General features: G+C 73.2%; 10 protein-coding genes. All 10 read left to right on the forward strand.

All coding sequences use genetic code 11. The annotated features are described in order from the left end of the window. The coding region (locus tag HMPREF3159_RS14300) for a Trp biosynthesis-associated membrane protein (protein WP_070501796.1) at nt 1-629 on the forward strand (629 nt) is incomplete at its 5' end. Nucleotides 630-721: 92 nt separating this feature from the next. Next, on the forward strand, nt 722-1,027 hold the full coding sequence (locus tag HMPREF3159_RS14305; protein WP_070501797.1) for an HGxxPAAW family protein: 306 nt from the start codon (nt 722-724) through the stop codon (nt 1,025-1,027). Next, the gene (locus HMPREF3159_RS14310; RefSeq protein WP_070501798.1) at nt 1,024-1,491 is read left to right on the forward strand and encodes a DUF2752 domain-containing protein; all 468 of its coding nucleotides are present in this window, start codon (nt 1,024-1,026) and stop codon (nt 1,489-1,491) included. The genes HMPREF3159_RS14305 and HMPREF3159_RS14310 overlap by 4 nt, the downstream gene beginning before the upstream one ends. Before the next feature lie 62 nt (nt 1,492-1,553). Beyond that, complete coding sequence (gene trpC, locus HMPREF3159_RS14315; protein ID WP_070501799.1) at nt 1,554-2,387, forward strand: indole-3-glycerol phosphate synthase TrpC; 834 nt, start codon at nt 1,554-1,556, stop codon at nt 2,385-2,387. Beyond that, on the forward strand, nt 2,384-3,709 hold the full coding sequence (trpB, locus tag HMPREF3159_RS14320; protein WP_070501800.1) for a tryptophan synthase subunit beta: 1,326 nt from the start codon (nt 2,384-2,386) through the stop codon (nt 3,707-3,709). The genes trpC and trpB overlap by 4 nt, the downstream gene beginning before the upstream one ends. After that, a complete protein-coding gene (gene trpA, locus HMPREF3159_RS14325) occupies nt 3,706-4,533 on the forward strand; it encodes a tryptophan synthase subunit alpha (RefSeq protein ID WP_070501801.1) in 828 nt (275 codons plus the stop codon). Before trpB ends, trpA begins: the two co-directional genes overlap by 4 nt. A gap of 39 nt (nt 4,534-4,572) precedes the next feature. Further along, nucleotides 4,573-5,502 (forward strand): prolipoprotein diacylglyceryl transferase, encoded by a 930-nt coding sequence (gene lgt / locus HMPREF3159_RS14330; RefSeq protein WP_070501802.1) that lies wholly within the window; start codon nt 4,573-4,575, stop codon nt 5,500-5,502. 111 nt (nt 5,503-5,613) lie between these two features. After that, a complete protein-coding gene (gene gltB, locus HMPREF3159_RS14335) occupies nt 5,614-10,194 on the forward strand; it encodes a glutamate synthase large subunit (RefSeq protein WP_070501803.1) in 4,581 nt (1,526 codons plus the stop codon). Next, nucleotides 10,187-11,665, forward strand: coding sequence for a glutamate synthase subunit beta (locus tag HMPREF3159_RS14340; RefSeq protein WP_070501804.1), 1,479 nt, complete (start codon nt 10,187-10,189; stop codon nt 11,663-11,665). The genes gltB and HMPREF3159_RS14340 overlap by 8 nt, the downstream gene beginning before the upstream one ends. A 99-nt stretch (nt 11,666-11,764) precedes the next feature. Beyond that, the gene (gene pyk, locus HMPREF3159_RS14345; protein ID WP_070501805.1) at nt 11,765-13,228 is read left to right on the forward strand and encodes a pyruvate kinase; all 1,464 of its coding nucleotides are present in this window, start codon (nt 11,765-11,767) and stop codon (nt 13,226-13,228) included. Nucleotides 13,229-13,314 lie beyond the last annotated feature (86 nt).

Raw genomic sequence — 13,314 nt, forward strand, 5'->3', positions numbered from 1 at the left:
TCGGCGGCCTCGTCGCCGCGGGCGCCCTGGCCGGCACCACGCGCGCCACCTGGGTGCAGGCCACCGCCCCCGACCTCGCCGGCACCGCGCAGGACGTCGCGGTCAGCGGCGCGGACGCCGCCCCGGCGGTGCTCGCCCTCGCCCTCGCGGCCCTCGCCGCGGCGCTGGCGACCTCGCTCTCGAGCCGCTGGGTGCGCCTCCTCACGGGGCCGGTCCTGATCGCCGCCGGGCTCGGCGCGGGACTCGCCTCCCTCACCCCGCTGCGCGACCCCGCCGCGGCCGCCGGCTCCGCCGTCACCGAGTCCACCGGGGTGGTCGGCGCGGAGGTCGCCGCGGACGCGACCAGCTGGCCGCTGATCGCCCTCGTCCCGGCCCTCGCCGTGATCGCCACCGGCGTGATCGTGCTGATCGCAGGCGGTTCCTGGCCCGTCGGCAGCCGCTACCGCAGCGCCGCCGTCACCACCGCCGCCGATCCCGCGGAGGACCCCGCCGCCGCCTGGGACGCCCTCACCCGCGGCGAGGACCCGAGCCTCGCCGTCCCCGGCGAGGACGAGGACGCACCGCGCGCGGGGACGGACCCCGCGGATGCTCCCGGGGCCGACGGCGCCGGGACGCCCCCGCAGCGCTGACCGCCTCGCGCAGCACGCCGCGGACGATGCCGTCGTCCGACGGCATGACGTGGCACAATGGCCCCGACCGGGACCCAGACTGGAGAAGGATCATGTCGAAGACCTACACCGTGCCGCCGCCGCCCCATCACAACGAGGGGAAGACCGTCGCGGCGTGGACGATGAACATGGGCATCGTGATCGGCTCCGTCGCGATCGCCGCGGGCCTCATCCTCCCCGAGATGACGGTGCTGATCTGGGTCGGCGCGGCGATCGTCGTGCTCGCGATCCTGGCCGGCGTCGTGATGTCCAAGGCCGGCCTCGGCCAGCCGAAGAGGTACGGCCACCCGGTCACCGAGGCCGTCGCCGTCGCCGAGACCCGTCCCGACGAGGCCCCCGCCGAGGCCGGCGCCCGGTGACCCTCGCGGCGCAGGAGCGGGACGAGCAGCTCGGCGCGGGAGGACCCGCGCGCGGTGCGCACCGGCTCCTGCTGCCGCTCGGCATCATGGGCGCCGCACTGGCGCTCGCGGTCGGGGTGCAGCTGATCTTCGACCCGTTCCGCACCCATGTGCCGCTGTGCATCGTCAACCACCTCACGGGCATCGAGTGCCCCGGCTGCGGAGCGATCCGCGCCGTGCACTCCCTGCTCGCCGGCGACCTGCTGCTGGCCCTGCGCAGCAACCTGCTGATCATCCTCGCGATCCCGCTGACCGCGATCGGCATGGGGGTGTGGGCGCTGCGCCGGGCGCGGGGCCTCACCACCGAGCTCACGCCCTCCCGCACGACGGTGCTCGTGCTCACCGGCGTCGTGCTGGTCTTCACGGTGCTGCGGAACCTCCCCGCCTTCTGGTTCCTGGCACCGATCTCGTACGTCGGCGGCTGAGCCCCGCCCCGCGGACCGCAGCCTCGTGCGCGGCGCCGCCCCACCCGCTTCAGGAGGATCGAGTGACCACCACCGGAACCGTTCTCGACGACATCATCGTCGGCGTCCGCGAGGATCTCGCCCCCCGGCGTCGCGCCGTGCCGGACGCCGAGATCGAGGCGCGCGCTCAGGCCGCCGCCCCCGCCCTCGACGCCCGCGCCCGGCTGGCCGGCGACGGCACCACCATGGGCCTGATCGCCGAGGTCAAGCGCGCCAGCCCCTCCAAGGGCGCCCTGGCGGAGATCCCCGAGCCGGCCGAGCTCGCCGGCACCTACGCCGACTCCGGAGCCTCCGCGATCAGCGTCCTGACCGAGCAGCGCCGGTTCCGCGGTTCCCTCGCCGACCTCGACGCCGTCCGCGAGAGGGTCGACGTGCCGGTGCTGCGCAAGGACTTCGTCGTCGAGCCGTACCAGGTGCACGAGGCCCGCGCCCACGGGGCGGACATCGTGCTGCTGATCGTCGCCGCGCTCGAGGACGGTCCGCTGCAGGAGCTGTACGCCCTCACCGGCGAGCTGGGCATGCAGGCGCTGGTCGAGACCCATACGGAGGAGGAGCTCGAGCGGGCCCTCGTCCTGGACCCGCAGCTCCTCGGCGTCAACGCCCGCAACCTCAAGGACCTCACCGTCGACCTGGACCGTGCCGCGGCCCTGCTGCGCCGCATCCCCGCCGGACCCCTCGCCATCGGCGAGTCCGCGGTCGGCGCCCGCGCCGACGTCGAGGCCTACGCCGCCGCCGGCGCGGACGCCGTCCTGGTCGGTGAGGCCCTGGTGACCTCCGGGGACCCCGCCGACGCCGTCTCCTCGTTCCGCAGCGTCGCCCGCCGCGGCCGCCCCCTCCCGGAAGGAGCCCAGGCATGAGCACCCCCGACCCCGTGCTGCCCGACCTCACCCGACCCTCGACGGCGCTGCGCTCCGAGGCCGGGCCCTACTTCGGCGACTTCGGCGGGCGCTTCCTGCCCGAGGCGCTCGTGCCCGCCCTCGACGAGCTCACCGAGACCTACGAGAAGGCGATCGTCGACCCGGAGTTCACCGAGGAGCTGCGGCGTCTGGCCGCCGAGTACACCGGGCGTCCCTCGCTGCTGTCCGAGGCGCCGCGCTTCTCGGCCCTCGCCGGCGGCGCGCGGATCCTCCTCAAGCGCGAGGACCTCAACCACACCGGCTCGCACAAGATCAACAACGTGCTCGGCCAGGCGCTGCTGACCCGACGCATGGGCAAGACCCGCGTGATCGCCGAGACCGGCGCGGGCCAGCACGGCGTCGCCACCGCGACCGCCGCGGCCCTGTTCGGGCTTGACTGCACGATCTACATGGGCGCCGAGGACACCGAGCGCCAGGCCCTCAACGTCGCCCGCATGCGCCTGCTCGGCGCCGAGGTGGTCGCCGTCGAGCAGGGCTCCCGCACCCTCAAGGACGCCATCAACGAGGCCTTCCGCGACTGGGTCGCGAACGTGGAGACCACCCACTACCTGCTGGGCACCGTCGCGGGACCCCACCCGTTCCCCGCCATGGTGCGCGACTTCCACCGCATCATCGGCGAGGAGGCCCGTGCCCAGACCCTCGAGCGGGTGGGCCGACTGCCCGATGCGGTCGTCGCCTGCGTCGGCGGCGGCTCCAACGCGATGGGCATCTTCCACGCGTTCCTCGACGACACCGATCCGCTCGTGCGCCTCGTCGGCTGCGAGGCCGGCGGCGACGGCGTCGCGTCCGGCCGTCATTCGGCGACCATCACCGGCGGCTCCGCCGGGGTGCTCCACGGAGCGCGCAGCTTCGTCATGCAGGACGAGGACGGCCAGACCATCCCCTCGCACTCCGTCTCCGCCGGGCTGGACTACCCCAGCGTCGGCCCCGAGCACGCCTGGCTCGCGGACATCGGCCGCGCCGAGTACCGCGCGATCGACGACGGCCCCGCCATGGAGGCCTTCGCGCTGCTGTCCATGACCGAGGGCATCATGCCCGCGATCGAGTCCGCCCACGCCCTCGCCGGCGCGCTCGAGCTGGGACGCGAGCTCGGGGAGGACGCCGTGATCCTGGTGAGCCTCTCCGGCCGAGGGGACAAGGACGTGGACACCGCCTCGCGCTGGTTCGGGCTGGTGGGCGACGATCCCGCGCGCGCCGACCTCGCCGTCCTGCGCGATCTCGCCCGCACCGCCGCACCCGCCGCCCAGGAGGAGGACCGATGACCGCCGCCGACACCCGCCGCCTGCGCGCCGGCGATGTCCTGGACCGCGCCCGCGCCGAGGACCGGGCCGCGCTCATCGGCTACCTGCCCGTCGGATATCCCGACCTCGACCGCACGATCGAGGCTGCGAAGGTGCTCATCGACCACGGCGCGGACATGATCGAGCTGGGCCTGCCCTACTCCGACCCCGTCATGGACGGGGCAGTGATCCAGCAGGCCGCCTCCGCCGCGCTCGAGCGCGGCACCCGCACCCGGCACGTCCTGGAGGCCGTCGAGCAGCTCTCCGGCCGCGGCGCCGCGATCCTGGTGATGAGCTACTGGAACCCGGTGCTCGTCTACGGGCCCGACGCCTTCGCCCGCGACCTCGCCGCCGCCGGCGGCGCCGGGCTGATCACCCCCGACCTCATCCCCGACGAGGGCGCCGACTGGATCGCGGCCTCCGAGCAGCGCGGCGTGGACCGTGTGTTCCTCGTCGCACCGAGCTCCCCGCGGGACCGGCTCGAGCATGTGGTCTCGCACACGCGCGGATTCGTGTACGCGGCGAGCACCATGGGCGTCACCGGCACCCGGGCCAGCGTCTCCACCGCCACGGAGGGCCTCGTCGAGCGCACCCGGGCGGCCGGGGCGAGGAACGTCTGCGTGGGACTGGGCGTCTCGAACGGTGAGCAGGCCGCGCAGGTCGGCGCGTACGCTGATGGAGTGATCGTCGGCTCCGCCTTCGTGCGCGCCCTGATCGAGCACGAGGGCGACGACGCGGCGGCCCGCACGGCCCTCGCGGCCGTCGCGGCGGATCTCCGCGGCGGCGTCGAGCGCGCCCGCACCTGACCAGCCTCGCAGGACCCACAGTCGAGAGGAGAGCACGCGATGATCCCCAGCCCGAGCATCTCCGCCCTCTCCCTCGGCCCCCTCACGATCCACTTCTACGCCCTGTGCATCCTCGCCGGCATCGGCGTCGCGCTGTGGTGGGCGACGAAGCGGTGGGAGGCCCGCGGCGGCGACGGCGACACCCTCTTCGACATCGTCTTCGTCGCGGTGATCGCCGGGATCATCGGCTCTCGCGTCTGGCACGTCCTGACCTCCCCGGCGCCCTTCTTCGGGCCCGGGGGCGACCCGCTCTCGGTGCTGTACATCTGGCAGGGCGGGCTCGCGATCTACGGCGGCGTCGCCGGCGGCGCCCTCGCGGTGTGGATCATGGCCCGGCTCAAGGGCGTCTCCTTCACCGCGCTGGCCGACACGATCGCCCCCACCATCATGCTCGCCCAGGTGCTGGGCCGCTTCGGCAACTGGTTCAACCAGGAGCTCTACGGCCCGCCGCTGGACGCCTGGTGGGCGTGGGACGTGACCTGCGAGACGAACGGGGCCACGATCGCCGGCTGCGTGCCGGGCACCTACCACCCCACCTTCCTGTACGAGCAGCTGTGGAACCTCGCCGGCCTCGCCGTGCTCCTGCTGCTCAGCCGCAGCTTCCAGTGGGCGGGCGGCCGTGTGTTCTGGGCCTACGTCGCGATCTACTCCACCGGACGCGCCTGGATCGACGCGATCCGCTCCGAGCCCGTGCTGATGGTCGGCCCGCTGCGCATCCACACCCTCGTCGCCCTGCTCATGGTGCTCGTGGGGGTGGGTATGTTCGTGCTGCTCACCCTGCGCGAGCAGAAGCGCGGGGGAGAGGTCGTCGCCGCCGACGGCTCCTTCAGCCTGCCCGCCCAGACCGAGGGCAACGGCCCCGATGAGGACGAGGTCGAGAAGTCGGGCACGCCTCCCTCTCCCGGCCCCGCTCCCTCACCCGGCCCCTAGGGCCCACCTCCTGGCGGCGCGAAGCGCGCGGAGGGCGGCCCGGGGCCCGGGCGCTCGTCGGATCCTCGACGAGCCCGTCACCGGCCGCCGCTCCAGAAGGGCTCCCGCGTCATGCTCCCCCTCACCTCCCGCTTCTCGTCCCTCCCTGCCGCCCAGGGCCTCTACCGGCCGGACAGCGAGGTCGACTCCTGCGGCGTCGCGATGATCGCGACGCTCCGGGGCACCCCCCAGCACCGCATCGTCCAGCACGCCCTCGAGGCGCTGCGCAACCTCGATCACCGCGGCGCGGTCGGCGCCGAGGAGAACACCGGTGACGGCACGGGGATCATGGTCCAGCTGCCCGACGCCTTCCTCCGTGAGGTCAGCGGCCTGGCCCTGCCGCCGCTGGGGCAGTACGCCGCCGGCATCGCCTTCGTGCCCCGCACGGCCGACGGCCGCGCCGCCGTGCTCGAGACCCTCGAGCGCGTCGCCGCCGAGGAGGGGCTGCGACTGCTCGGCACCCGCGAGGTGCCCGTGACCGACGGGCTCGTCGGGCCCTCGGCCGAGGAGGTCCGCCCCGACTTCGTGCAGGTCTTCCTCGCCGACGCCCGCGCCGAGCGCACCGGCCTCGAGCTCGAGCGGGCCGTCTTCGCCACTCGCCGCCGCGTCGAGCACGCCACCGAGGGCTACTTCCCCTCCCTCTCGACCCGCGTGATGGTGTACAAGGGGATGCTCACCCCCGTCCAGCTCGACGAGTTCTACCCCGATCTGCGCGATCCCCGCTTCGCCTCCGCCCTCGCGATCGTCCACTCGCGCTTCTCGACCAACACCTTCCCCGCCTGGCCGCTCGCCCACCCCTTCCGCACCCTCGCGCACAACGGCGAGATCAACACGGTGATCGGCAACCGCAACCGGGTCCGGGCGGCCGAGGGGTCGATGGCCACCGACGCCTTCGGCGAGGACTTCTCCCGCCTGCTGCCGATCACCACGCCCGGCGGCTCGGACTCCGCGGGCCTCGACGAGGTCGCCGAGCTGCTGCACCTCTCGGGCCGCTCCCTGCCCCACGCGCTGATGATGCTGGTGCCCGAGCCCTGGGAGAACGACGAGTCGATGGACCCGGACCTGCGGGCCTTCTACGAGTTCCACGCCGCGCTCCAGGAGCCCTGGGACGGGCCCGCGGCCGTCGTCTTCTCCGACGGCACGCAGGTCGGCGCGCGCCTGGACCGCAACGGCCTGCGTCCGCTGCGCTACTGGGTGATGGAGGACGACCTGGTGATCCTCGGGTCCGAGACGGGGCTCGTGGACGTCCCCCGCTCCGAGGTGGTGCGCACCGGCCGCATCGCGCCGGGAGAGATCTTCCTGCTCGATCTCGAGGCGGGCGAGATCGTGCCCAGCGACGAGCTCAAGCACGAGATCGCCACCGCCCGCTCCTACGCCACCTGGGTGAAGGAGCAGAAGGTCGCGCTCGGTGACCTGCCCCGGCGCGAGCACATCACCCACTCCCGCTCCTCCGTGCTGCGCCGCCAGCAGACCTTCGGGTACACGGAGGAGGAGCTGCGGGTGCTGCTCGCCCCGATGGCCGCCAAGGGCGCCGAGCCGCTCGGCGCCATGGGCACCGACACCCCCATCGCGGTGCTCTCTGACCGTCCCCGGCTGCTGTTCGACTACTTCACGCAGATGTTCGCGCAGGTCACCAACCCGCCGCTGGACTCGCTGCGCGAGGAGATCGTCACCTCGCTCGGGGTGAGCATCGGCCGGTCCCGGAATCTCCTGGACGCGACCCCGCAGCACGCCCGGCAGCTGTCGCTGGATGCTCCGGTGCTGGACAGCGACCAGCTCGCGCAGCTGCTCGCGGTCGACGCCCACCCCGCCACGGCCGACTTCCACACCGTGCGGCTGCGCGGCCTCTACCCGGTCGCCGGCGGCACCGCCGCGCTGCGCGCACGGCTCGAGGAGATCTGCGAGGAGGCCGTCGCCGCGATCGACGACGGCGCGACCTTCCTGGTCCTCTCCGACCGCGACACCAACCAGGTCCTCGCCCCGATCCCCTCGCTGCTGATGACCAGCGCCGTCCAGCACCACCTGGTGCGCACAGGCCGACGCACCTCCGCCGCGCTCGTGGTCGAGGCCGGGGACGTGCGCGAGGTGCACCATGCAGCGCTGCTCATCGGCTACGGCGCCAGCGCGGTCAACCCCTATCTCGCGATGGAGAGCGTCGAGGAGCTCGTCGAGCGCGGGGTGGTCAGCGACCTCAGCCCCGAGCAGGCCGTCGCGAACCTCGCCAAGTCGCTGTCCAAGGGTGTCCTGAAGATCATGTCCAAGATGGGCATCTCCACGGTCGCCTCCTACCGCGGCGCCCAGATCTTCGAGGCCGTGGGCCTCAGCCAGGAGCTGGTGGACACCTGGTTCCCCGGCACCATCAGCCGCATCGGCGGCATCGACCTCGAGGTCATCGCCGAGGAGATCGCCGCCCGCCACGCCCTGGCCCATCCGGTCGACGGCGTGCACCCGCCCCACCGCGGCCTGCCCGTCGGCGGCGAGTACCAGTGGCGCCGCGAGGGCGAGCCGCACCTGTTCACCCCCGAGTCGGTGTTCCGCCTGCAGCACTCCACCCGCGCGAGGAAGTACGACGAGTTCCGCGCCTACACCGACGCGGTCGACGAGCAGCACGAGCGGCTGCTGACGATCCGCGGGCTGCTGCGCCTGCGCACCGACGACTCGCCCGCGATCCCGCTGGAGGAGGTCGAGCCGGTCGAGTCGATCACGCGACGCTTCATGACCGGTGCAATGAGCTACGGCTCCATCTCCCAGGAGGCCCACGAGACCCTCGCGATCGCCATGAACCGCCTGGGCGGCATGTCCAACAGCGGCGAGGGCGGCGAGGACCCCGAGCGGCTGCACGACCCCGAGCGGCGCAGCGCCATCAAGCAGATCGCCTCCGGCCGCTTCGGCGTGACCAGCGAGTACCTGACCTTCGCACGCGACATCCAGATCAAGATGGCGCAGGGCGCGAAGCCCGGCGAGGGCGGACAGCTCCCGCCCGAGAAGGTCTACCCCTGGATCGCCCGGACCCGCCACTCGACCCCCGGCATCGGACTGATCTCCCCGCCCCCGCACCACGACATCTACTCGATCGAGGACCTCGCTCAGCTGATCCACGACGCGAAGAGCGCGAACCCGGCCGCGCGCGTGCACGTCAAGCTCGTCTCCCGCTTCGGGGTCGGCACGGTCGCCACCGGCGTGTCGAAGGCCCATGCGGACGTCGTCCTCATCTCCGGGCACGACGGCGGCACCGGCGCGAGCCCGCTGAACTCCCTCAAGCACGCCGGCCCCCCCTGGGAGCTCGGCCTCGCCGAGACCCAGCAGACCCTGCTGCTGAACGGGCTGCGCGACCGCATCACCGTCCAGGTCGACGGGCAGATGAAGACGGGCCGCGACGTGGTGATCGCGGCGCTGCTCGGGGCCGAGGAGTACGGCTTCGCCTCCGCGCCGCTGGTCGTCACCGGCTGCGTCATGATGCGCGTCTGCCACCTGGACACCTGCCCCGTCGGCGTCGCCACCCAGAACCCCGAGCTGCGCGCCCGCTACGCGGGCCGGGCCGAGCACGTGGTGACCTTCTTCCAGTTCGTCGCCGAGCAGGTGCGCGAGCACCTCGCCGCGCTCGGGCTGCGCTCCCTGGACGAGGCGATCGGACGCACCGACCTCCTCGCCCTGCGCGAGGACCAGCGGGCGCTCACCGCGCTCGGCGAGGCGAAGCGCGAGGGCCTCGACCTCGCCGCCGTGCTCGCCGCGCCCGAGATCCACCCCGGCGACTTCCCGCGCCGCCGCCGCGGCCAGGACCACGGCCTCGAGAAGGCCCCGGACCATCCCTGGATCGCCGCGGCGGAGGAGGTGATCGACGCCCGCGCGGGCACGGTGCGGATCCCCGGGCAGGTGCGGAACATCGACCGCAGCGCGGGGACCCTGCTCGGCCACGAGGTCACCCGCCGCACCGACGGAGCGGGCCTTCCCGACGACGCGGTCGTGCTCGAGCTGACCGGCACCGGCGGACAGTCCTTCGGGGCGTTCCTCCCGCGCGGTGTGAGCATGCACCTCACCGGCGACGCGAACGACTACGTCGGCAAGGGGCTCTCGGGCGGCGTGATCGCCGTCGGCCACGGCGCCGGCACCGGGCCCTCGCTGACCTCCGCCCCGATCGCGGGCAACACCTGCGCCTACGGCGCCACCAGCGGACGCCTGCTGCTGGCGGGCGCCGCGGGGGAGCGGTTCGGGGTGCGCAACTCCGGCGCGACCCTGGTGGTCGAGGGGATCGGCGACCACGGCGCCGAGTACATGACCGGCGGCGCCGTGATCGTGCTCGGACCGACCGGCCGCAACCTCGGCGCCGGCATGAGCGGCGGCACCCTGTTCGTCCTGGACCTCGACCCCTCCTGCCTGAACCCGGCCGACGCCCGGGGCTTCTCCGTCGCCCCCGTGCGCGAGGAGCACCGAGGCTTCGTCCTCGAGGCGCTGCGCGACCACCTGGCCCGCACCGGCTCCGACCGGGCGGCTTCGCTGCTGGCCGACGAGGAGGAGCTGATGGGGCGCCTCACCGAGATCGCGCCCCGCGCCTTCCTCACCATCACCGCGATCCGGGACGACGCGGTGGCCCAGGGGCTCGACCCCGATGCGAACGATGTCTGGAACGAGATCATGGAGGCCACCCATGGCTGATCCCCGAGGATTCCTGCGCACCCGCGATCGCGAGCTGCCCGCCCGCCGCCCGGTCCCGGTGCGCCTGATGGACTGGCGCGAGGTCTACGAGGCCCGCGAGAAGGGCACCCTCTCGGTGGTCTCCCGCCAGGCCGGGCGCTGCATGAACTGCGGCATCCCCTTCTGCCACCAGGGCTGTCCGCTGGGCAACCTGATCCCGGAGTGGAACGACCTGGTCTACCGCGACGACTGGGAGGAGGCCGCCGAGCGCCTCCACGCGACCAACAACTTCCCCGAGTTCACCGGCCGCGCCTGCCCCGCCCCCTGCGAGTCCAGCTGCGTGCTGGGCATCAACCAGCCGCCGGTGACGATCAAGAACGTCGAGGTCTCGATCATCGACCGCGCCTTCGAGGAGGGCTGGGTGCGCCCGGTCCCCGCGACCCGGCACACCGGCCGCTCCGTCGCGGTCGTCGGCTCCGGACCGGCGGGCCTCGCCGCCGCCCAGCAGCTCACCCGCGCCGGCCACGCCGTGGTCGTGCTCGAGAAGGACGACCGCCTCGGAGGGCTGCTGCGCTACGGCATCCCCGAGTTCAAGCTCGAGAAGCGGCACGTCGACCGTCGCCTCGCCCAGATGCGCGAGGAGGGGACCCGCTTCCGCACCGGCGTCGACGTCGGCGGGACCGGCGAGGGCGCGCTGTCCGTCGAGGAGCTGCGCTCCCGCTTCGACGCGGTCGTGCTCGCGACCGGCGCGAGCGTGCCGCGCGAGCTGGCCGTCCCCGGCCGGGAGGCCGCCGGGATCCACCCCGCCATGGACTACCTCACCCAGGCGAACCGCCTCGTCGAGGGCGACTGGCTGGGGGAGCGGATCTCCGCCGAGGGCAAGGACGTGGTGATCATCGGCGGCGGCGACACCGGGGCCGACTGCCTCGGCACCGCGCTGCGCCAGGGCGCCCGTTCGGTGACGACCCTCGCCATCGGCACGCAGCCGCCCAGCGAGCGGGACGAGTCCCAGCCCTGGCCCACCCACCCGGTGCTCTTCGAGGTCTCCACCGCCCACGAGGAGGGCGGCGCACGCTCCTATCTCGCCTCCACCACCGGCTTCGAGGTCGACGCGGACGGCGCCGTGACGGGTCTGCGCGTGGCCCGGACGCAGTTCGTCGACGGTCGCCGCACCCCCACCCCCGGCACCGAGACCGTGCTCCCCGCCACCCTGGTCCTGATCGCGATGGGCTTCGCCGGCGCGAAGGAGCAGGGGCTGATCGAGCAGCTCGGTGTGGAGATGACCTCACGCGGCACCGTCGTGCACGACGGCTCCTGGGCCACCTCGGCTCCCGGCGTCTTCACCGCAGGCGACTGCGCCCGAGGCCAGAGCCTCATCGTGTGGGCGATCGCGGAGGGCCGCTCCTGCGCGGCGGCGGTCGACGAGCACCTGATGGGCAGCAGTTCCCTCCCGCGCCCCGTGCGCCCCGGCGAGAAGCCTGTCACAGTGTGAAAGACTAGGCGGAGTACACGCGACGCCGCGGCCCTGTCACGGCGCTCGTGCGCTGTCCACCGGGCCGCGGCCCTTCACTCGAACTACAGATGGGTTGACATGCGCAAAGCGAAGATCGTCTGCACCCTTGGTCCCGCGACCAACACCTACGAGCAGATCCGGACGCTGATCGAAGCCGGGATGAACGTGGCGCGGATGAATCTCAGCCACGGCACTCACGAGGACCACGAGCAGGTCTACGCCAACATCCGCAAGGCCTCCGACGACCTCGGCAAGAACGTCGCCGTGCTCGTCGACCTGCAGGGTCCGAAGATCCGCCTGGGCAGCTTCGCGGACGGCCCCCACATCCTCGAGGTCGGCGACACCTTCACGATCACCACCGAGGACATCGTCGGCACGAAGGAGCGCGTCTCGACGACGTTCAAGGGCCTGCCGGGCGACTGCCGCCCCGGCGACGTGCTCCTCATCGACGACGGCAAGGTCTCCGTGCGCGTCACGGACGTCACCGAGACCGACGTGACCACCGTCGTGGAGGTCCCCGGGCCCGTCTCCAACCACAAGGGCATCAACCTGCCCGGCGTGGCCGTCTCCGTCCCCGCCATGAGCGAGAAGGACATCGCGGACCTCCGCTGGGGCCTCGCCCTCGGCGCGGACCTGATCGCCCTGTCCTTCGTGCGCGACGCCCACGACATGGACGACGTGCTCCGCATCATGCAGGAGGAGGGGCGCCGCGTCCCGGTCATCGCGAAGATCGAGAAGCCGCAGGCCGTGCGCGCGCTGCGCTCGATCGTCGGCGCCTTCGACGGCATCATGGTCGCCCGCGGCGACCTCGGCGTGGAGCTGCCGCTCGAGCAGGTCCCGCTCGTGCAGAAGCGCGCGATCGAGCTGGCCCGCCGCAACGCGAAGCCCGTGATCGTGGCCACCCAGGTGCTCGAGTCGATGATCGAGAACCCGCGCCCCACCCGCGCCGAGGCCTCCGACTGCGCCAACGCCATCCTCGACGGCGCCGACGCGGTCATGCTCTCGGGCGAGACCAGCGTGGGCAAGTACCCCTTCGAGACCGTGCGCACCATGGCACGCATCGTCACGAACACCGAGGAGAACGGCGCCGACCGCATCCTGCCGCTGGGCACCATCCCGCACACCCGCGGCGGTGCGATCACCCGTGCGGCCTCGGAGATCGGCGACCAGCTCTCCGCGCAGTACCTGGTGACCTTCACCGAGTCCGGCGACACCGCGCGCCGCCTCTCGCGGCTGCGCCCGACCATCCCGCTGCTGGCGATGACCCCGTACCCCGAGGTCGCCCGCCAGCTGTCCCTCACCTGGGGCGTCGAGGCGCACCTGGTGCCGATGCAGAAGGACACCGACGAGATGGTCACCGTCGTCGACGAGCTCCTGCGCGAGCAGAAGGGGCTGCAGAAGAACGACCTGGTCATCATCGCGGCCGGTTCGCCCCCCGGCGTCCACGGCTCGACCAACACCCTGCGCGTGCACCGCATCGGCGACCTCGACGGCACCGAGTCGGCCCGCATCGAGGCCGACCGCATCGCCACCGGTCAGTGACCGCCGAGCAGTGACCTGCGGGCGAAGGCCCGTCCGGTCCGGGGGAGACCCCGGACCGGCGACGGCGCCCGCGGCCGATGGCCGCG

This window comes from Brachybacterium sp. HMSC06H03, assembly GCF_001807385.1.
GTDB classification, from domain to species: domain Bacteria; phylum Actinomycetota; class Actinomycetes; order Actinomycetales; family Dermabacteraceae; genus Brachybacterium; species Brachybacterium conglomeratum.

Excerpts from the sequence above, each read along its gene's own strand:
- HMPREF3159_RS14340 (WP_070501804.1), top strand. The coding sequence starts at position 10,187 with ATGGCTGATCCCCGAGGATTCCTGCGCACCCGCGATCGCGAGCTGCCC.
- trpA (WP_070501801.1), top strand. The coding sequence starts at position 3,706 with ATGACCGCCGCCGACACCCGCCGCCTGCGCGCCGGCGATGTCCTGGAC.
- gltB (WP_070501803.1), top strand. The coding sequence starts at position 5,614 with ATGCTCCCCCTCACCTCCCGCTTCTCGTCCCTCCCTGCCGCCCAGGGC.
- lgt (WP_070501802.1), top strand. The coding sequence starts at position 4,573 with ATGATCCCCAGCCCGAGCATCTCCGCCCTCTCCCTCGGCCCCCTCACG.
- trpB (WP_070501800.1), top strand. The coding sequence starts at position 2,384 with ATGAGCACCCCCGACCCCGTGCTGCCCGACCTCACCCGACCCTCGACG.
- pyk (WP_070501805.1), top strand. The coding sequence starts at position 11,765 with ATGCGCAAAGCGAAGATCGTCTGCACCCTTGGTCCCGCGACCAACACC.
- HMPREF3159_RS14305 (WP_070501797.1), top strand. The coding sequence starts at position 722 with ATGTCGAAGACCTACACCGTGCCGCCGCCGCCCCATCACAACGAGGGG.